The 18,538-nt window shown below is 68.3% G+C and carries 20 protein-coding genes; 5 read left to right on the top strand and 15 right to left on the bottom strand.

Annotated elements, in window-relative coordinates; translation table 11 throughout:
* Positions 1–38: 38 nt before the first annotated feature.
* The 9 genes from tolB to ruvC form a co-directional block, all read right to left on the bottom strand.
* A complete protein-coding gene (tolB, locus tag CRO50_RS09805) occupies positions 39–1,376 on the bottom strand; it encodes a Tol-Pal system beta propeller repeat protein TolB (RefSeq protein WP_097145719.1) in 1,338 nt (445 codons plus the stop codon).
* Entirely contained in the window at positions 1,376–2,524 is a 1,149-nt protein-coding gene (locus CRO50_RS09800; RefSeq protein WP_097145718.1) for a cell envelope biogenesis protein TolA, read from the bottom strand. The genes tolB and CRO50_RS09800 overlap by 1 nt, the downstream gene beginning before the upstream one ends.
* 10 nt (positions 2,525–2,534) lie before the next feature.
* Entirely contained in the window at positions 2,535–3,005 is a 471-nt protein-coding gene (gene tolR, locus CRO50_RS09795) for a protein TolR (RefSeq protein WP_097145717.1), read from the bottom strand.
* Positions 3,006–3,008: 3 nt separating this feature from the next.
* A complete protein-coding gene (gene tolQ, locus CRO50_RS09790) occupies positions 3,009–3,704 on the bottom strand; it encodes a protein TolQ (RefSeq protein ID WP_097145716.1) in 696 nt (231 codons plus the stop codon).
* Positions 3,705–3,838: 134 nt separating this feature from the next.
* Positions 3,839–4,228, bottom strand: a complete 390-nt coding sequence (gene ybgC / locus CRO50_RS09785) for a tol-pal system-associated acyl-CoA thioesterase (protein WP_097145715.1) — start codon at positions 4,226–4,228, stop codon at positions 3,839–3,841.
* Between the two features lie 48 nt (positions 4,229–4,276).
* Positions 4,277–4,924 carry a hypothetical protein gene (locus CRO50_RS09780; RefSeq protein ID WP_097145714.1) on the bottom strand — a complete coding sequence of 216 codons (648 nt, stop codon included), beginning with the start codon at positions 4,922–4,924 and terminating at the stop codon, positions 4,277–4,279.
* 18 nt (positions 4,925–4,942) lie between these two features.
* Positions 4,943–5,986: a Holliday junction branch migration DNA helicase RuvB gene (ruvB, locus tag CRO50_RS09775; RefSeq protein ID WP_097145713.1), complete on the bottom strand. Its 1,044-nt coding sequence runs from the start codon at positions 5,984–5,986 to the stop codon at positions 4,943–4,945.
* A 147-nt stretch (positions 5,987–6,133) separates the two neighbouring features.
* Positions 6,134–6,808, bottom strand: coding sequence for a Holliday junction branch migration protein RuvA (gene ruvA, locus CRO50_RS09770; RefSeq protein WP_097145712.1), 675 nt, complete (start codon positions 6,806–6,808; stop codon positions 6,134–6,136).
* Positions 6,805–7,317: a crossover junction endodeoxyribonuclease RuvC gene (ruvC, locus tag CRO50_RS09765; protein ID WP_179747248.1), complete on the bottom strand. Its 513-nt coding sequence runs from the start codon at positions 7,315–7,317 to the stop codon at positions 6,805–6,807. Before ruvC ends, ruvA begins: the two co-directional genes overlap by 4 nt.
* 338 nt (positions 7,318–7,655) lie before the next feature.
* On the opposite strand from ruvC, the gene CRO50_RS09760 reads away from it, so the two are divergent.
* Positions 7,656–7,850 carry a DUF1127 domain-containing protein gene (locus CRO50_RS09760; protein WP_097145710.1) on the top strand — a complete coding sequence of 65 codons (195 nt, stop codon included), beginning with the start codon at positions 7,656–7,658 and terminating at the stop codon, positions 7,848–7,850.
* Between the two features lie 100 nt (positions 7,851–7,950).
* On the opposite strand, the gene CRO50_RS09755 is transcribed toward CRO50_RS09760, so the two are convergent.
* The 4 genes from CRO50_RS09755 to CRO50_RS09740 all read right to left on the bottom strand — a co-directional run bounded on the left by CRO50_RS09755 (position 7,951) and on the right by CRO50_RS09740 (position 12,989).
* Positions 7,951–8,304 carry a hypothetical protein gene (locus CRO50_RS09755; protein ID WP_143516888.1) on the bottom strand — a complete coding sequence of 118 codons (354 nt, stop codon included), beginning with the start codon at positions 8,302–8,304 and terminating at the stop codon, positions 7,951–7,953.
* Between the two features lie 138 nt (positions 8,305–8,442).
* A complete protein-coding gene (locus tag CRO50_RS09750; protein WP_097145708.1) occupies positions 8,443–9,318 on the bottom strand; it encodes a 50S ribosomal protein L11 methyltransferase in 876 nt (291 codons plus the stop codon).
* Between the two features lie 81 nt (positions 9,319–9,399).
* The gene (locus CRO50_RS09745) at positions 9,400–10,635 is read right to left on the bottom strand and encodes an MFS transporter (RefSeq protein WP_097145707.1); all 1,236 of its coding nucleotides are present in this window, start codon (positions 10,633–10,635) and stop codon (positions 9,400–9,402) included.
* Between the two features lie 191 nt (positions 10,636–10,826).
* Positions 10,827–12,989 (bottom strand): primosomal protein N', encoded by a 2,163-nt coding sequence (locus CRO50_RS09740; RefSeq protein ID WP_097145905.1) that lies wholly within the window; start codon positions 12,987–12,989, stop codon positions 10,827–10,829.
* Between the two features lie 176 nt (positions 12,990–13,165).
* On the opposite strand from CRO50_RS09740, the gene fsa reads away from it, so the two are divergent.
* The 4 genes from fsa to CRO50_RS09720 all read left to right on the top strand — a co-directional run bounded on the left by fsa (position 13,166) and on the right by CRO50_RS09720 (position 16,417).
* The gene (gene fsa, locus CRO50_RS09735) at positions 13,166–13,819 is read left to right on the top strand and encodes a fructose-6-phosphate aldolase (RefSeq protein ID WP_097145706.1); all 654 of its coding nucleotides are present in this window, start codon (positions 13,166–13,168) and stop codon (positions 13,817–13,819) included.
* 177 nt (positions 13,820–13,996) lie between these two features.
* Positions 13,997–14,713, top strand: a complete 717-nt coding sequence (locus CRO50_RS09730; RefSeq protein ID WP_097145705.1) for a DUF484 family protein — start codon at positions 13,997–13,999, stop codon at positions 14,711–14,713.
* Positions 14,710–15,645 carry a tyrosine recombinase XerC gene (locus CRO50_RS09725; protein ID WP_097145704.1) on the top strand — a complete coding sequence of 312 codons (936 nt, stop codon included), beginning with the start codon at positions 14,710–14,712 and terminating at the stop codon, positions 15,643–15,645. The genes CRO50_RS09730 and CRO50_RS09725 overlap by 4 nt, the downstream gene beginning before the upstream one ends.
* Positions 15,646–15,730: 85 nt before the next feature.
* The gene (locus CRO50_RS09720) at positions 15,731–16,417 is read left to right on the top strand and encodes a CDP-alcohol phosphatidyltransferase family protein (protein WP_232617660.1); all 687 of its coding nucleotides are present in this window, start codon (positions 15,731–15,733) and stop codon (positions 16,415–16,417) included.
* Between the two features lie 36 nt (positions 16,418–16,453).
* Here CRO50_RS09720 and CRO50_RS09715 read toward each other — a convergent pair whose 3' ends face one another.
* Positions 16,454–17,209 (bottom strand): alpha/beta fold hydrolase, encoded by a 756-nt coding sequence (locus CRO50_RS09715; protein ID WP_097145702.1) that lies wholly within the window; start codon positions 17,207–17,209, stop codon positions 16,454–16,456.
* A 54-nt stretch (positions 17,210–17,263) separates the two neighbouring features.
* Positions 17,264–18,517: an MFS transporter gene (locus CRO50_RS09710; protein ID WP_097145701.1), complete on the bottom strand. Its 1,254-nt coding sequence runs from the start codon at positions 18,515–18,517 to the stop codon at positions 17,264–17,266.
* Between the last annotated feature and the right edge of the window lie 21 nt (positions 18,518–18,538).

The raw sequence follows: 18,538 nt of genomic DNA, 5'->3' as shown, positions 1-18,538 counted from the left end.
GGGGCAGAGGGTCTCTGCCTTTGTGACGCCGTGTCGCGTCACTGCAACGGCCCCCAGGCCGGATCGGAAGCGCCCTGCGGCGTTGCGACCCGTTTCAGGTTCCGTCCGGTAATATCGACCGTGTAGAGCGACGAGGTGCCCTGTTCGCCCTGGGTCTCGCGGGCGAACATGATCACCCGGCCATTGGGCGACCAGCTGGGGCCCTCGTCGAGGAAGGACGCCGTCAGCAGCCGCTCGCCCGAGCCGTCGATGCGCATGACGCCGATGTGGAAGCGCCCCTTGCTTTGCTTGGTGAAGGCGATCAGGTCTCCGCGCGGGGACCAGACCGGGGTGCCGTAGCGCCCCTCGCCGAAGGAGATCCGCTGCGCCTCGCCGCCGGTGGCCGGCATGATGTAGAGCTGCTGAGAGCCCGAGCGGTCGCTTTCAAAGACGATCCGGGAGCCATCGGGCGAGAAGCTGGGCGCGGTCTCGATCGAGGCGGCATCGGTCAGCCGCACGCTCTGGCCGGTGGCAAGATCCATGCGGTAGATGTCGGTATTGCTGCCCTGGGTCAGCGAATAGACCACGGTGTTGCCATCGGGCGCAAAGCGCGGCGAGAAGGCCATGTCGCCCTGCCCGGTGTCCAGCACCCGGCGCCCGACCGAGGCCACGTCCAGCACGTAGATCTGCGGACGGCCGGTTTCATAGCTGGTGTAAAGCACCCGGTCCCCGGTGGACGAGAAGCGCGGCGCCAGCACGATCGAGGCGCTGTCGGTCAGGTACTGCACGTTGGCCCCGTCGTAATCCATGATCGCCAGCCGCTTGCGGCGGGCATCCTTGGGGCCTTCCTCGGCCACGAAGACGGTGCGGCTGTCGAAGTAGGGATCCTCGCCGGTGATACGGGAATAGACCGCGTCGGCGACCTTGTGGGCCATGCGGCGCCAGCCGGCCTCGGTACCGGTGAACTGCAGCCCCGCCCCCATCTCCTGGCCGGCGAAGACATCGTGCAGGCGGAACTTCACGGTCACCTGGCCGGCCTGCACCGAGACCCCGCCGGTGATCAGCGCATCGGCATTGATCGCCTTCCAGTCGGCATATTGCACCGGGCTGGAGAAGGAGGTCACCCGGCCGATATGGGCCGAGGGGGGGATCTCGCGGAACAGCCCGGTGCCCACCAGGTCATCGACCACCACCCGGCTGATCTGGCTGGCCAGCTGCGCCGCATCGCCGCCTTCGGGGACGAAGTTGGGCACCGCAATGGGCATCGGCTCGATCACGCCTTCGGTGATCTCGATGCGCAGCGGGCCGGATTGCGCGACGGCGGGCGCGGCCGGGGCCAGGAGGCCGGCAAGCGCCAGGCAGAGGGCGGGCAGGATAGGAAGGGCAAGATGTCTCATCACAGGTTCCGCATGTTCTCCGGGTTGAATGTCATTTCGATGTCGCGCCATTGGTCGAACTTCTCCTGCGGCAGGTCGAAACCGCCAAGTTGTGCGCTGCACCGCAGGACCGCCCGACGCGCCGCGTCGAAGGCCGAACGCTGGGCCGAGGCATCGCCGCCTCGGGCGCTCTTCATTTCCAATGTAGATTGCTGGACCCGTCCGTCACGGTCGAGCGAAAAGGCCAGTGTCACCACCACCTGCGCCGCCGGAGAGCCAGGATCGACCACCCAGCAGCGTTGCACCGCCAGGCGCAGCCCTTCGCGCTCGCTGGCCGAGAGCGGCGGCCCCGCAGGCGCGGCGGTCTCGGAGGCGGCCGCAGCGGCGGCAAGGGCTTCGGCAGCCGCCTGTTCAAGAAGCTCTGCCTCGCTGGGACCGGGATCGGGCTCCTGGGCGGCCTGCTGGCTGGGTTCGGGATCGGGCTCGGGCGCGGGAGTTTCCGCGACGCGTTCGGGCCGGGCCTTGGGCCGCACCGAGGAGGTCGGCGCGCCCGAGGGCCGGTCGGCCTCGGTGACGATCTGGGTGGTGCTTTCTTCCGGCGCGGCGGGGGGCTGCTCGTCCTGCTGCACCTCGGCGGGCTCATCCGAGGGCACGACCTCGGGGCGGGTTTCCAGGTCGACGGCCACGTCCTCTTCGGGACGCTGGACCGGCTCGGGAGAGACCCGCGGCGCCGCTTCGGGGCTGGGCGGCAGATCGGGACGCTCGGGGCCCTGCACCTGCTCGGGCGCGGGCGGCACCTGGGGGCCGTCATCGGCACCGGGCACGGGCGGCTGCGGCGCAGGCGTGGTGTCGGGCTGAGGCTCGGGTTCCGGCGCGGGTTCCGGTTGCGGCTCGGGCTGGGGTTCCGGTTCGGGTGCCGGGGCCTCGGGCTCGGGCGATACGGGGGCTTCGGCCTCTGGTTCCGGCGCGGGGGCCTCGGGCTGCGCGGTCTCGACCTCGGCCTCGGGGGGCCGGCTTTGCTGCTGCAGCTCGGCGAATTGCTCGGAGGTGATCAGCGTGACGGGGCTGACCTGGGCCTGCTCCGGATCGGGCGCGAAAAGCCCGCCGAAGAACAGCCAGGCAATCAGCCCGACATGCGCTGTCCCGGATATGACATGACCCGTGTGCATGGGACCCGGCCTAGCCGGCCTCCCCGACGGGATCGACACTATCCGTCACCAGCCCGATATCGCTGAAGCCACCCCGGTTGAGCGCCCCCATCACCTGCATCACCTGATCATAGGAGACAGAGCCATCGGCGCGCAGGTAGATCCGGGTCGAGTCCCGTTCGGTCGCCACCGCGCGCAGCTTGTCGACCAGCTCGGCGGCCGGGGTCTCGGTGGTCTGGATCAGGATCGTGCCATCGGCGGTCAGGGTCACGGTCAGCGGCTCTTCGGCCTCGGTCGGCAGGGCCGTGGCCTGGGTCTTGGGCAGCTCGACCGGAACGCCGACGACCATCAGGGGTGCCGCGACCATGAAGATGATCAGCAGCACCAGCATGACGTCGACGAAGGGGGTCACGTTGATCTCGGCCATGGGGCGCGCGCGGCCACCGTGCCTGCGCCCCCTGCGGCCTCCGCCGCCGCCCTTTCCGATGACACCGGCACCCATGGCTCAGGCCTCCAGCTGGCGGCCGAGGATGGTGGCGAATTCGTCGGCAAAGGCCTCGTATCCGCCGACCAGCCGATCCGCATCGGAGGAAAGCTTGTTGTAGAAGATCACCGCCGGGATGGCGGCCAGCAGGCCAAGCGCGGTGGCCAGCAGCGCCTCGGCGATGCCGGGCGCGACGACGGCCAGGTTGGTGTTCTGGCTCTCGGCGATGCCGATGAAGGCATGCATGATGCCCCAGACGGTGCCGAAAAGACCCACGAAGGGCGCGGTGGAACCGACGGTCGCCAGCACCGGCAGCCCCGATTGCAGGCTCTCGGCCTCCTTGGCGATGGCGACATCCATCGAGCGGTCGATCCGCGCCTGGGCGCCCGCGATCATCTGCCCGTCCGAGCGATAGGAGCGGCGCCATTCGGTCATGCCTGCGGCGAAGATGCGCTCGCTGCGGCCCGAGGGCTCGGGGCCGATCTCGTCGTAGAGCTCATCCAGCGGCTCGCCCGACCAGAAGGCGCGATCAAAGCGCGTGGCCTCGCGGCGGGCGGCGCGATAGGCCAGCACCTTCTGGATGGTGATCGACCAGGACCAGAACGAGGCCAGGATCAGCAGCAGCATCACGATTTTGACGGTGAGGGTGGCCTGGGCGAAAAGGCCCAGCATGGAGAAATCAATCTCCTGCGCGACGGCGAGGGTGGAAGTTTCCATCTGTCTGCTCTGCTGCTCTCGATATGTAGCGGGCCGTCTGATGCGGCCATTCGCGAGCGAACTTAGCGCAGATATCCGTCAAACGCCAATGACAAAGGCCTTTCACTGCCGTGAGCGGGGAGCAGAGCCGCCGGTCAGTGCACCATCTGTTGGCGGATAACCGCCGGAAGCCGGGTCGGAGCCCCCTGCCCGTCCAGCGCCACCAGCGTGACCTGCGCCACGAAGAGCCGCTCGGCACCGCGCAGCACCACCTGTTCCAGCTCCAGCCGCGCCGGGGTGATCTTGGTCACCTGGGTCTCGACCACCAGCTCGTCGTCGAACTGGGCCGGTCGCAGGTAGTCGGCCTCGAGCCGCCGCACGGCGAAGACCGCGCCGGTCTCGTCACGCATCCGGCGCTGGTCGATGCCCAGGTCACGCACCCATTCACTGCGCGCCCGCTCAATGAAGCGCAGGTAATTGGCGTAATAGACGATCCCCGCCAGATCGGTGTCCTCGTAGTAGACCCGCAGCTCGAACCTGTGCATCCCGACCTCCCTCTCGCGCCGCAAGCGGCCTGACTTCGGGCCAGCGCCCTAGTTGAACAATTGCCCCGCCCGCGCGGAGAGCCGCAGCGCCAGCGTGGCATCCTCGGAATAGGGGGGCAGCACCGGGTCATAGGCGGCCCGCAGCACCGAGGCCAGGTCGGGGCGCAGCACCGCCGGGCCCTGCCCCTCGGCACGGGCCAGGGCCGAACGGCCCGCGAAGGCGGAAGGCCCCCAGAGCAGCATGGACTTCAGCATCTGCTCCATCCCCAGCTCGGCGGCCGGCATCCTGGCGATGGCGCCCTTCATGCGCAGGAAGACGAAACCCGCCTTGATCGCATTGTCCTCGGCGAAGCGGAAGAAACGGTACTGATCCGCCCCCTCTGCCTCGAGCCGCGGCAGCAGGCTGTCGAGGCCGGGCACCAGTTGATCCATGTCCTTCACCTCGGCCAGCTCCTGCCAATCCTGCATGAAGAAGACCATCAGGTTGGCGCCGAGCTCGGGGTCGTTCTCGGCCATCTTGTGGCCCGAGGCCAGCACCACGGCTTCCATCGCGCCCTTGAGCGGCGGCAGGCTGTCGTCGGTGGCGCCGAAGATCACCGGCACGATGGGACGGGACCAGCGGGCAAAGCGGAAGGCGCCCTCTGCGTCGGTGAACAGGGTCTCGACCTCTTCAGGTCCGGGAGCGAGATTGGCCATTGCGTCTCCTTTCCGCTGCTACTTGCCGAAGAGATCCGGACCTGCCTCGGACGCCTTGCGGGGCGCGGCGAGACCCAGATGTCCCCAGGCGCGGGGCGCCAGCATTCGGCCGCGGGGGGTACGCTGAACCAGCGCCTGTTGCAACAGGTAGGGCTCGATCACCTCTTCCAGCGCATCGCGGCTTTCCGAGAGCGCGGCGGCGAGGGTCTCGATGCCCACGGGGCCACCGCCATAGCCTTCGCCGATCATGCGGAGGTAACGCCGGTCGGCCCCATCAAGGCCCAGTTCATCGACGCCGAGACGGGTCAGCGCCCGGTCGGCCAGCGCGCGGGTGATCGTGCCGTCGCCCTCGACCACGGCGAAATCCACCACCCGACGCAAGAGCCGCCCGGCGATCCGGGGCGTGCCGCGCGCCCGCCGCGCGATCTCGAGCGAGCCGGCGGGATCGGCGGGCGCGCCCAGCAGGCGGGCATTGCGGGTGACGATTTCATCAAGTTCTTCAATGGTATAGAACTGTAGCCGGGTGGGAATGCCGAAGCGGTCGCGCAGCGGCGTGGTCAGCAGGCCAAGGCGCGTCGTCGCCCCCACGAGGGTAAAGGGCTGCAACTCGATCCGCACCGTCCGGGCGGCGGGGCCTTCGCCGATCACCAGGTCCAGCTCGAAGTCTTCCATCGCCGGGTAGAGCACTTCTTCCACGGCGGGGTTCATGCGGTGGATCTCGTCGATGAAGAGCACGTCGCGGGCTTCGAGGTTGGTCAGGATCGCCGCCAGGTCGCCCGCCTTGGCCAGAACGGGACCCGAGGTCATGCGGAAGTTCACCCCCAGTTCGCGCGCCATGATCTGCGCCAGGGTCGTCTTGCCGAGGCCGGGGGGGCCGTGGAACAGCGTGTGATCCATCGCCTCGCCGCGCTGGCGGGCGGACTGGATGAAGACCTTCAGGTTGGCCCGCGCCTCGGCCTGGCCGATGAAGGCGTCCAGCTCCTGCGGGCGCAAGGCGCGGGTATCGGCCGCGGCATCCTCGGGCAATGGCGCCGGGCGCAGGGTGGGATCGGGTTCGCTCATATGGTCAGTCCTAGGGGCCAAATCGGGGCGAAACAAGCATCTGCGGCCCCGCCTGTATCCTGTCTGTATCGCGTCGGTACTACGTCGGTATCACGTCGGTGTCGGGCGCACGGTGGCGAAAGGCTTTCCGGCGGCGCTGTTAACCTCTCAATCCTTCGGGGCGAGCAGGCGCAGCGCGGCGCGGATCAGGCCGGACATGTCCAGCTCGGGGTCATCGGTCAGCGCCTGCGCCACGGCCGAGGCGGCTTCCGACGGCTGATAGCCCAGGTTGGCCAGTGCCGAGAGCGCATCGCCCTGCACGTTGGCGGCGGGCTTGGGCGCGGGCTTGGGCGCGGTCTTCCGGGGCGCGGGTGTCTCGACCACCGGGGCGTCGTCGGGCAGCGGGTCGGGCGTGGCGGCACCGCCGCCCATGGCCATGACGGCGGGCGCCTTGTCCTTCAGCTCGGCCACCACGCGCTGCGCGATCTTGGGGCCGACGCCCTTCGCGGCCTTCACCGCGTTCCAGTCGCCAAGGGCGATAGCGCGGCCCACCCCGTCGGGACCAAGCGCCCCGAGGATCGCCAGCGAGGCCTTGGCCCCCACCCCCTGCACCGAGGTCAGCAGCCGGTGCCATTCCTTTTCCACCATGGTGGGGAAGCCGAAGAGCTGAAGAAGATCCTCGCGCACCACCAGGTCGGTATAGAGGGCCGCCGCCTCACCCGGTCCGGGCAGCGTGGCCAGGGTGCGGTCCGAGCAGTAGACGATGTAGCCGACGCCGCGCACGTCGATCAGCACGTGATCCAGCGCCTTGAAGTCGATCCGTCCGGAAATCTTGCCGATCATGCCTTCACCTTGGGGACCTGCTTGTTGATGAGTTGCGCCAGCGACGAGCCCGCATGGCGCGCATGGCAGATTGCCACCGCCAGCGCATCGGCGGCATCGGGACCGGCGAAGGTCACGCCGGGCAGCTGCATCTTCACCATGTGCTGGATCTGCTTCTTGTCGGCATGGCCGACGCCGACGACGGTCTTCTTGATCTGGTTGGGGGCATATTCGCCGACCTCCAGCCCGAAGCGCGCCGGCACCAGCAGGGCGACGCCACGCGCCTGCCCCAGCTTCAGTGTCCCCGCTCCGTCGCGGTTGACGAAGACATGCTCGACCGCGGCGGCATCGGGCTCGAATTGGGTGAAGACCTCGCAGAGCTGGTCATGCAGCGCCAGCAGGCGCTGCGCCAGCGCGGTGCCCGTGCCATGGCAGACACCGTTGCCCAGGTGAGAGATCCGGCTGCCTTCGACACGAATCACACCCCAGCCGAGGTTCTGCAAACCGGGGTCGATCCCGAGAATCCGCATCTGCTGCCCTTTCTGCCGCCCGCCCTCGGGATTTTTCCGAGGTTTTTTCACGACTAGCACGAAAGGGGAACATCCGCCAAGGGCCGATCCCGGTGGCGTCGCGGGCCCCGCGGGGTGTCGCAAAGGTGCGAACCCGACCTCCCGTGATCAACTCACGACCCGATTGTCACGGAATTTCATGCAACCTGAGAAAGATTTGTGATGATCGCCGAGACATGCAGAAATTGCATGCTACTCATGCAGAAATGCCGATTGTTTGGGCGGAAAGAAAACTCTAGCTGCGGTTCCAGAAACACGTCGGGCCGCAGTTAGGCCCCTCCCCCCGAAAGGACCTGAACATGACCCATATCACCCGCAACGCCGCCTCGACCTCCTTCGCCCTGCCGATCGCTTCGGCCGTGCATCACCTCGTCGCCGCCGTCGTCAACTGGAACGACGCCCGTGTGACCCGGAAGGCCCTGTCGCGCCTGACCGACCGTGAACTGAACGATATCGGCCTCGTCCGCGGCGATATCGACGACGTCGCCCGCTAACAGATCCCGACGCGGCCCCCGTGGCCGCCACTTTCGGGGTACGAGAAGCAAAGCCGTTCCGGGACACCGGGGCGGCTTTCTTCATGTCCGGCGGAGGGGCTCAGAGGTCTTTCAGCAGCGGGCGCAGATAAGGGGCCAGGGCCAGGGTGAGGGGGTCGGGCGCCAGCCCGCGGGCGATCAATTGCTCAAGGCCCGAGCCGGCGGCCAGCTCTTCGGCCCGGTGGCCATATTCGGCCTCTCCGAGCGCCGCGAAAGCGACGATCTTGAGGACGAGGAGCGCCAGGGCCAGCAGGGCCAGCGCACGGATCAGCCGCCAGAGCGAATAGCGCCGGGCACCGCGCCGCCGCACCCTGCCCCGGTCGTCGATGAGATAGCGGGTCGCCCGCCCCTTGCCGCCACGCGCGCGCTCGATGCGACGCAGCCGCTCGTCGAAGTTCCGCATGGACTGGTTCATGGCTCTCCCCAGATGCCTCGCCCCCCGGAGGACCCCGCCTTTCGGCCGGGTATTCCCAAGGGCTAGAACGCGAATGGGGCGGCAATTGGGCCTTTCGGACCAATCACCGCCCCTTGCGACCAAGGTCGGAGAGCCTGTTCAGAGCTTGCGCAGGGTGAGCGTGGTCCACTCGCGGATCTGCTCGGCGTGGTGGAGCGTGAACCCGGCGTTTTCATAGGCCTCTTGCACCGCATCGGCCTGTTCGTTCAGCAGGCCCGAGAGGATCGCGTAGCCGCCGGTTTCCAGGTGCGCCGCGATATCGGGGGCCAGCGAGATCAGCGGCCCCATCAGGATATTGGCGAAGACCAGGCCATAGGGGGCGCCGGCTTCCAGGGCCGGGTTGCCGAAGCCCGCGGCCTCGACGCAGGTGACACGGCCGGCCATGTCGTTGGCGCGCATGTTGGCCTCGGCCACCTCGACCGCAACCGGGTCGATGTCACCGGCGACGGGCGTGCCGGGCCAGATCCGCGCGGCGGCCATGGCCAGCACGGCGGTGCCGCAACCGATGTCGGCGGTGCGATCAGTCGAGAACCCTTCGGTATCCAGCCGGTCCAGCGCCCGCAGGCAGCCCAGGGTGGTGCCGTGGTGGCCGGTGCCGAAGGCCATGGCGGCCTCGATCAGCAGCGGGATCTTGGCGGGGTCCTGGGGCACCTTGTCGGCGTCATGGGAGCCATAGACGAAGAAGCGACCGGCCTCGACCGGCGCCAGCTCGCGCTTCACATGGGCGACCCAGTCGGTCTCGGGCAGCTCGGAGACGGCGAAGGGCTTGGCGCCGTTCATCTTGGCCAGAAGCTCGAGACCGGCGATGTCGGGCTTCTCCTCGAAGTAGCCGCCGACCTCCCAGAGGCCCGAGTCGTCCTCTACCTCGAAGACACCGATGCCGGTGGCCTCGGGCACGAGGTTTTCCATGGCGGCGCCGAGCGCCTCGGCGTCCGCCTTGCTGGTCAGGGTGGTCAGTGCGGTCCAGGTGGCCATGAGTTCCTCGCTTGAGCGTTTGGCGCGGGGGTAGAGCCTGCCCGCGCCCCCGTCAAGCAGGGGTGCGGGGGCTCTGCGCCCTTATTCTGCGGCTTCGGCCAGCTTCTTGCGGCCGAAGATGGTCTCGTAGCCCGGTTCCGGGTGGCGCGGGATCATCAGCGCGAAGAGGAACGAGCAGGCGGCCATGCCGGCGGCAAGGAAGAAGACCGCGCCGGGAGAGACCAGCCAGAGGTAGCCCAGCGTCGCCGGCAGGAAGACCGCCGCGATGTGGTTGATGGTGAAGGCCACTGCCGCCGTGGGGGCGATGTCGCCGGGGTCGGCGATCTTCTGGAAGTAGGTCTTCAGCGCCAGCGCCAGGGCGAAGAAGATATTGTCGATGACATAGAGCACCGCCGCCAGCACCAGACCCCAGGAGAAATAGTAGATCCCGCCGTAGAGCAGGAAGATGACCGCCAGCGAGGCATATTCCACCAGCAGCACCCGGCGCTCGCCGAAGTGGCCAACGGCGCGGCCCAGCACCGGGGCGAGGATCATGTTCGACACCAGGGTGATCAGGAAGAGCGAGGTGACCTCGTGCACGTCGAAGCCGAAGCGCTCGACCATCATGAAGCCCGCGAAGACGACGAAGATCTGGCGGCGGGCGCCGGCCATGAACTGCATCAGGTAATAAAGCCAGTAGCGGCGGCGCAGCACCATGGTCTTGCGCTGCGGATGGGGGGCCTCGAACTGCGGATAGGCGAAGCGGGCGAAGGCGACCAGCGCCAGGGTGGTGGCGCCTGCGGCCATGTAGACCATGTTGTAGGTCAGCCCCAGCGGGTCCCAGAGCATCAGGATCAGCCCGTAGCTGACCAGTGTCGCCGCCGAGCCGGTGGCCAGCAGCTTGCCCAGCACCCGCGGCGCCTCTTCCTTGGTCAGCCATTGCAGCTGCAGCGACTGGTTCACCGCCTCGTAGTAGTGGAAACCCACCGAGCTGAGGAAGGTGATCACCAGGATGCCGCCGAGGCTGGGGAACCAGGCCGTCAGCGCCGTCGAGATCCCCAGCAGCATCAGCGAGGTCAGCGCCAGGGTCTGTTCGCGCACGATCAGCAGCACCAGGATCACCCCGATGGCCAGGAAGCCCGGGATCTCGCGGACCGTGTGCAGCCAGCCGATGTCCGAGCCGTTGAACTCTGCCGCCTCGATGACGAAGTTGTTCAGCAGGGCCGACCAGGTGGCGAAGGAGATGGGCATCGCCGCCGCCATGACGAAGAGCAGGGCCAGCGGGCGGCGCCAGAAGGGCAGGCTCTGCGCTTCGGCAAGGGGAGTCGTCGTTTTCATGCGATGTCCTTTACTCCCGGTCACCGGAAACTCCCAGAAAAATGATGACGCGGGCCTTGCGCAGCGGGATGTGCGGATTTTGCGGGTCCGAAGGGGGGGCTCTGCCCCCTTGCGCCCTGCGGGCCCAATTCCCCCGGAGTATTTTCAGCCTGGTGATGCGCAAGGGGGGGCGGGCCAGGCGGACGCGGGGGTCAGTAGAAGCTTTGGGGATCGATATCGACCGAGAGGCGCAGGGTCTTCGGCAGCCGTACCCCGCCGATCCAGTCCGAGACCGCCCGTTGCAGCGCCACGCCCTTCGGGGCCTTGACCAGCATGCGCACCCGGTGCCAGCCGCGGATGCGGGCAATGGGGGCCGGGGCCGGACCGTAGACCACCGCGCCGGCCTGGCGGATCGGCCCGTCGTGGCGGGCCAGCATCGTGCCGGCCTCGAAGGCCTCTTCGGCCCGTTCCGAGGACAGGATGATCCCGGCCATGCGCCCGAAGGGCGGCATGCCCGCCTGCGCGCGACTTTCGGCCTCGGCGTTCCAGAATTCCTCTTCGTCGCCCGAGAGGATGGCGCGGATCACCGGGTGTTCGGGCTGGAAGGTCTGCATCAGCGCCTCGCCCGGTTTCTCGGCGCGGCCCGCGCGGCCCGCCACCTGGCGCATCAGCTGGAAGGTCTTTTCCGCCGCCCGCATGTCGGAGCCATGCAGGCCGAGGTCGGCGTCGATCACGCCGACCAGGGTCAGCAGCGGGAAGTTGTGGCCCTTGGCCACCAGCTGGGTGCCGACGATGATATCGGCGCCGCCGGTGGCGATGGTTTCGACCGCCTGTTTCAGGGCGCGGGCCGAGGCGAAGAGGTCTGATGAGAGGGTGGCGATACGGGCCTCGGGGAAGAGCTCCGTCGCCTCTTCGGTCAGCCGCTCGACACCGGGCCCCACGGCCGAGAGCGTGCCCTCGGCCTCGCACTTGGGGCAGGTCTCGGGGATCGGCATGCTCTCGCCGCACTGGTGGCACATCAGGCGCTTGAGGAAGCGGTGCTCGACCATGCGGGCGTCGCATTGCGGGCATTCGATCTGGTCGCCGCAGGCGCGGCAGAGGGTGACCGGCGCATAGCCGCGCCGGTTGAGAAAGAGGAGCGCCTGCTCGCCGTTCTCGACCCGTTTCATCACCTCGGATTGCAGCCGGGGCGAGATCCAGCGGCCCTTGGGCATGTCCTCGGCGCGCATGTCGATGGCGCGCATCTCGGGCAGGGCGGCGGAGCCGAAGCGGGATTTCAGGTCGAGGCGGCGGTACTTGCCCGCCTGGGCGTTGACCCAGCTTTCCAGCGAGGGCGTGGCCGAGGCCAGCACCACCTGGGCCCCCGCCAGGGAGGCGCGCAGCACCGCCATGTCGCGGGCGTTGTAGAGCACGCCATCTTCCTGCTTGTAGGAGCTGTCGTGTTCCTCATCCACCACGATCAGGCCAAGATCGCGGTAGGGCAGGAAGAGCGCCGAGCGGGCGCCCACGACCAGCTGCGCGCCGCCCTCTGCCACCATCTTCCAGGTGCGGCGGCGCTCGGTCATGGTCACGCCCGAGTGCCATTCGGCGGGGCGGGCACCGAAGCGCTTCTCGACCCGAGACAGGAATTCGGCCGAGAGCGCGATCTCGGGCAGCAGCACCATGGCCTGACGCCCCCTGGCAAGACAGGCGGCGACGGCTTCCAGGTAGACCTCGGTCTTGCCCGAGCCGGTGATGCCGCGCAGCAGGGTGGTGCCGTAGCGGCCCGAATTGATCCCCTCGCGCAGGGTATCGGAGGCGGCCTGTTGCGCCTCGGAGAGGGTCTTGCCGGGCAGCGCGGGGTCGAGCCGCGGGAAGGGCAGGTCGCGGGGGGTGTTCTCTTCAAAGACCGCGCCCTGCTTGACCAGCCCCTTGATCACCGAGGAGGTGACCCCGGCGGCATCCGAGAGCTCCTTCAGGGTGAAGGCCAGGCCGCCGAATTCCTCCAGCACCGCCAGAACGCGGCTGCGCGCATCGGTCATCCGATCCGGTTCGCCCTCGCCCAGCCGGTAGACCTTCTGCATCGAGGGCGGGTTGGTCAGCCCCGGCGCGCGGGTGGCCAGCCGCAGCATGGCGGGCATCGAGGTCAGGGTGTAGTCGCCCGCGCGGGTCAGGAAGTCGCGCATCTCTTCGCGCATCGGCGGCACGGGCAGAACGGCATGGATGCGCCGGGCCTTCTTCAGGTCGAAACCGCCCAGCCCCCTGCCCCAGACCACGCCCAGCACCTGCCGCGGTCCGAGCGGCACCATGACGAAGGCACCATCCGCCACCCCGCCCTCGGGCGCCAGGTAGTCCAGCGGCCGGTCCAGCGGCTGCGTGGTCAGCACCGAGACCAGCTCTCCGGCCGCGTAATCGGCGGGGGCATAGCTGTAGGCGGGGGTCTCGTCGAAAAGCGAGGCAGTGAAAAGAGGATCGGGGTCGGCCAAAGGGCGCGCTCGCGTGTCAGGGGTTTCGGCAGTGCACTCTATCGGGTAAACGCGGGGCGACACAATCAACCACGGGAACCCTTGCCATGAAGTTCTTCGTCGATACCGCCGACGTCCCCGCCATCGCCGAGCTGAATGAGCTTGGCATGGTGGACGGCGTGACCACCAACCCCTCGCTGATCAAGAAGTCCGGCCGGGACATCCTGGAAGTGACCAAGGAGATCTGCGACCTCGTCGAGGGCCCCGTCTCTGCCGAGGTCGTCGCCACCGAGGCCGACCAGATGATCGCCGAAGGCCGCAAGCTTCTCGAGATCGCCGACAACATCGCGGTGAAGGTGCCGCTGACCTGGGACGGCCTGAAGGCCTGCAAGGTGCTGTCGGACGATGGCGCCATGGTCAACGTGACGCTTTGCTTCAGCGCCAACCAGGCGCTGCTGGCCGCCAAGGCCGGCGCGACCTTCATCAGCCCCTTCATCGGCCGCCTCGATGACATCAACCTCGACGGCATGCAGCTGATCGAGGACATCCGCACGGTCTACGACAACTACAACTACGAGACCGAGATCCTGGCCGCTTCGATCCGCACCGCGAACCACGTGGCCGAATCTGCGCGGATTGGTGCCGATGTGATCACCGCACCGCCTGCCGTGATCAAGGCCCTGGCCAACCATCCCCTGACCGACAAGGGCCTGGCCGCCTTCCTGGCCGACATCAAGGACGCGGGAATCAAGATCCTCTGATCCCCCCCTGATGAACATTCGAAAGCGGAGGGAAAGTCCCTCCGCTTTCTTATTTGCGGCCTTGCCACCAAAGTCTCTGCCCCCCGCGCAACACCTCTGGACGCCCCTGGTGAAAACGCGCGAAAATGGCCCGGAATTCTGGTACCGTCCCGACCGACGAGAAACACCGAGGCTGCAATGAACACGACCCCCGGCAAGCCCGAGCTGGACCGCAAGCTGCGCGAGCGGGTCCTGGCACGCCCCGACATCATCCTTGATGACCGCGACATGATGCAGGCCCTCGTTGCGGCCAATGAAAAGACCATGGGCGGCAATATCGTCGACCTGCGCGGCATCGCCATGGAGCGCCTGGAAGCGCGGCTTGACCGGCTCGAGGATACCCACCGCAGCGTCATCGCCGCGGCCTACGAGAACCTCGCCGGGACCAACCAGATCCACCGCGCCCTGCTGCGCATGATGGACGCGCAGGAGTTCGAGACCTTCCTGCGTGATCTCGAGGGCGAGGTCAGCGACATCCTGGGCGTCGATTCGATGCACCTGGTGCTGGAATCCAATGAAGCGGGCGACGACCCGGCGGTCAGCCGTCTGGGCGAGGTGCTGCGGGTGGTCGAACCGGGCTTCATCGCCGCCTACATGGACGGCCACCGCAACTCTCCCACCCGCCAGGTGGTGCTGCGCCAGATCGAGGCCGGCCCCGCCGAGCTCTACGGCGAGAAATCCGCCTATACCTTCTCGGAAGCCTGCCTGCGGCTGGACTTCGGCACCGGGCGACTGCCGGGGATGCTGCTGATGGGGTCCGAGGACCCGCACCAGTTCACCCCGCAGCAGGGCACCGACCTGCTGGGCTTCTTCGCCGGCGTCTTCGAGAGGACGATGCGCCGCTGGCTGTCATGAGCCGGGACGGCGGTCTTGCGATTTCGGCGGCGGCGCGCGATGCGCTGGCCGACTGGCTGGAGGCGCAGGGCGCCTTGCTGGACCGGGCCGACAACACGCTGACCGCCTATCGCGGCGATCTCGTCGACTATCTCTCCTTCATGAGCCACCACAAGGGCGGGCCCCAGGGCCTGGGGCCTCTGAAGGAGGTCACGCTCAGCGACATGCGGGCCTGGATGGCGCATCTGCGCGCCGGTGGTTGCGGGCCGCGCAGCCTGGCGCGCAAGCTTTCCGCCGTGAAGGGCTTCTATCGCTGGCTGGCCGAACGCGAAGGCTTCGATGCCACGGCGGTGCTTTCGGCCCGCTCGCCGCGCTACCAGCGCAAGCTGCCGCGCCCGCTGTCCGAGCCCGATGCGGCGCAGATGCTGGAGCAACTGGGCGAACAGGATGCCCGCGACTGGGTTTCGGCCCGCGACGTGGCGGTGGTGACGTTGCTCTATGGCTGCGGGCTGCGGATTTCAGAGGCGCTTGGCCTCAGCGGTGCCGACCTGCCCCTGGGCGACAGCCTGCGCATTCGCGGCAAGGGCGGCAAGGAGCGCATCGTTCCGCTGATCGCCCCGGCCCGCGCCAGCGTCGAGCGCTACATGGCGCTCTGCCCCTGGCCGATGGAGCCCGACCTGCCGGTGTTTCGCGGCATAAGGGGTGGCCCCCTGCCGCCGCAATCGATCCGCAAGGCCATGGCCCAGGTGCGGGCCCAGATGGGCCTGCCCGCCAGCGCCACGCCCCATGCCATGCGCCACAGCTTCGCCACCCACCTGCTCAACGCAGGCGGCGATCTGCGGGCGATCCAGGAGCTGCTGGGACATGCCAGCCTTTCGACCACCCAGGCCTATACGGCGGTCGACAGCGCCCGCCTGATGGAGGTCTACCGCAAGGCCCATCCGCGCAGATGAGCGCAGACCGACACCTGCGCTGTCGCATTCCCTTGTCTCGCTTGCGGATTTGTGGCTAGCCTCCTGCATGATTTCTCCTGTCCGCATGCGCGCCGTCTCCGTCCATCTCCTGACCGCCACTGGTGCGGTCTTTTCCATGCTGGCGATCATCGCCGCGGCCAATTCGGCCTGGGAGACAATGTATCTCTGGCTGGTGGTGGCCTTCGCGGTCGACGGCCTCGACGGGCCGCTGGCCCGGCGCTACGACGTGAAGACCCACGCCGCCCAGATCGACGGGGTGCTGCTGGACCTGATCATCGACTTCCTGACCTATGTCTTCATTCCCGCCTTCGCCCTCTACCAGAGCGGGCTGCTGCCGGGCTGGACGGGCTGGTTCGGCGTGCTGCTGATCGCCTTTGCCAGCTCGGTCTATTTCGCCGACACGCGGATGAAGACCGATGACAACAGCTTCTGGGGCTTCCCCGGCTGCTGGAACATGGTGGTGCTGGTCTTCTTCGCCACCGAGCCGCACTGGATGATCATGGTCGCCATCATCCTGGTGCTGACGCCGATGATGTTCCTGCCGCTGAAGTTCATCCACCCGGTCCGCACCAAGCGCTGGCGGCAGGTCACCCTGCCCATGGCAGCCCTCTGGGTGACCCTGGCTCTTTATGGCACCCTGCGCAATTTCGTCATGCCCGACTGGACCGAGGTGCTGCTGGTGATCGTCAGCCTCTACCTGCTGCTCGCCGGCATGGCGCAGCAGCTGATCCCCGAGAAGAAGAAGGCCTGAGCGCCGAGGCCGGGCGCCGGGCAGGCGCCTGGCCGCCTAGAGCGCGGCCAGCACCTCTTCGATGGCGCCCGAGATCAGCGCCAGGCATTCCGGCGTCGAGAACCTGTGGTCCGCGCCCTTGACCAGGCGCAGGTGGATATCGGCCCCCTCGGCCCGTTCCATCAGGCGCAGGGCGACCGACAGCTCGACATCCGCATCGGCGGTGCCGTGCAGGAAGCGCACCGGGAAGGGCAGCGGGACGGGATCGCGCAGCAGCAGGTGGTTGCGCCCGTCCTCGATCAGCCGCTTGGTGATCACGTAGGGCTCGCCGTATTCCGACGGCAGGGCGACTTGTTCCACCATCTCCAGCGCCAGGCGCTGCGCCTCGGTGAAGCCCGCCCACATGCTGTCCTCGGTGAAATCGGGGGCGGCGGCGATGGTGACGAGGCCCGCGATGCGTTCGGGCATGCGGCGGGTCATCAGCAGCGAGATCCAGCCCCCCATCGACGACCCCACGAGGATCAGCGGCCCCGAGGTCACCTCGGAGAGGATGAACGCGGCATCCTCGGCCCAGTCACCGATACAGCCATCTGTGAAGGCCTCGGAGCTTTCGCCGTGGCCCGAGTAGTCGAAGCGCAGGAACGACAGGCCCTGCCCGGCGCACCATTCCTCGAGGAAGACCGCCTTGGTGCCGCCCATGTCCGAGTTGAACCCGCCCAGGAAGACCACCGTCGGGCGCTCCCCCGCCGCTTCGGTCAGGTGATAGGCCAGGGTCCGGCCCTGCGGCGTGGCGATACGGCTTGCGTCGGTCATGTTGGCTCCCCTCGTTTGGGGGATGATTGGCACGAGCCGCGCCCAAGGGCAACATCAGCCCCGCTCGACCTCGCGCAGTGTCAGGGCCAGCGCCCCGCCGGCTGCCGAGATCACGGCGAAGCCCGCCAGCGCCCAGGCCGCCGACAGGGTCGAGACCGCGCCGCCGAAGAGCCCGGCCAGCAACAGGATCGAGCCGATCATCGTATTGGCGACAGAGGCATAGCGCGCGCGCGCCTCCTTCGGCGCCATGTCCACCAGGTAGGTCGAGCGCGCCTGCCACACCCCGTGGTAGGCCACCATCAGGCCAAAGAGCACCACCGGCCCGGCCCAGACCGTGCCGGCCATTCCCGCCCAGTAGAGCGCCAGCATCGCCACCATGGCGAGCGCCGCGCAGCCCCCCGCCGCCGCCAGCACCATGCGGGCCGAGCGGTCCGCCAGCCGCCCCCAGAGATAGGACGACAGGAAAGAGGCCAGCGCCGAGGCCAGAAGCATGGCACCCAACTGCCCCAGCAGGCCCTCTCCGTCTTCCTGCGAGAGCAGCACGATATAGGGCGGGGCCAGCGCGGTCGGCACCAGCAGGCCGCGCACCGCGATGAAGCGGCGCAGGTCCGGGTCCTCGGCCAGCGTCTTGCGCAGGGGCGGCAGGCCGGGGGCGTCCTCGACCTCGCTCGCGGGCTCGCTGAGGGTCGAGAAGAGCGCCCCGGCCAGCAGCCAGAGCACACCGGCCAGCGCCACGGCGATCACCACCGCTCCGCGATCCTGCAGAAGGCCCGAGAGCAGCAGGGCGGCGAAGAGCACCACGGCCACCGAGGCCAGCGAGCTGGCCAGCCCGGTCACCGCGCCGCGCCGGGTCTTGGCGATGGTCTTGCCCTGAACCTCCTTGAAGGAGACCGAGCAGGCCGCCCGTGCCAGCGCCAGCACGGCCAGGGCGGCGCAGATCGCCAGCCCGGCCAGCCAGCCCTCGAAGGCAAGCCCCGAGGCGGCGATGCCCAGGGCCGCCAGCCCCTGCAGGACCGAGCCCCCCGCCCACATCCACTTGCGATGCGCCAGTGTCTTCAGCCGGGCGGCCAGCAGCATCTGCGGCAACAGCGCCCCCGCCTCGCGGATGGGCACGAGGGCGGTGACGAAGGCGGCCGGCGCACCAAGCGCGTTCAACAGCCAGGAAAGCACCAGTTTCGGGTCGATCAGCCCGTCGCTGATCTTGGTCATCGACAGGGCGGCGATCTCTCGCAGCCCGTTCCTGCCTTCGCGCTTGTCCGGCGTCTCTTCCGCCCCGGAAATCCGCGCGAATAGCTCTTCTTCGTTCATGACTGGCCCTTCTGCTGGTCG

This window comes from Pseudooceanicola antarcticus, assembly GCF_900215355.1.
GTDB lineage: Bacteria > Pseudomonadota > Alphaproteobacteria > Rhodobacterales > Rhodobacteraceae > Pseudooceanicola > Pseudooceanicola antarcticus.
Note: the sequence above shows the minus strand (reverse complement) of the source record. Positions and strands in the feature narration are given on the sequence as shown.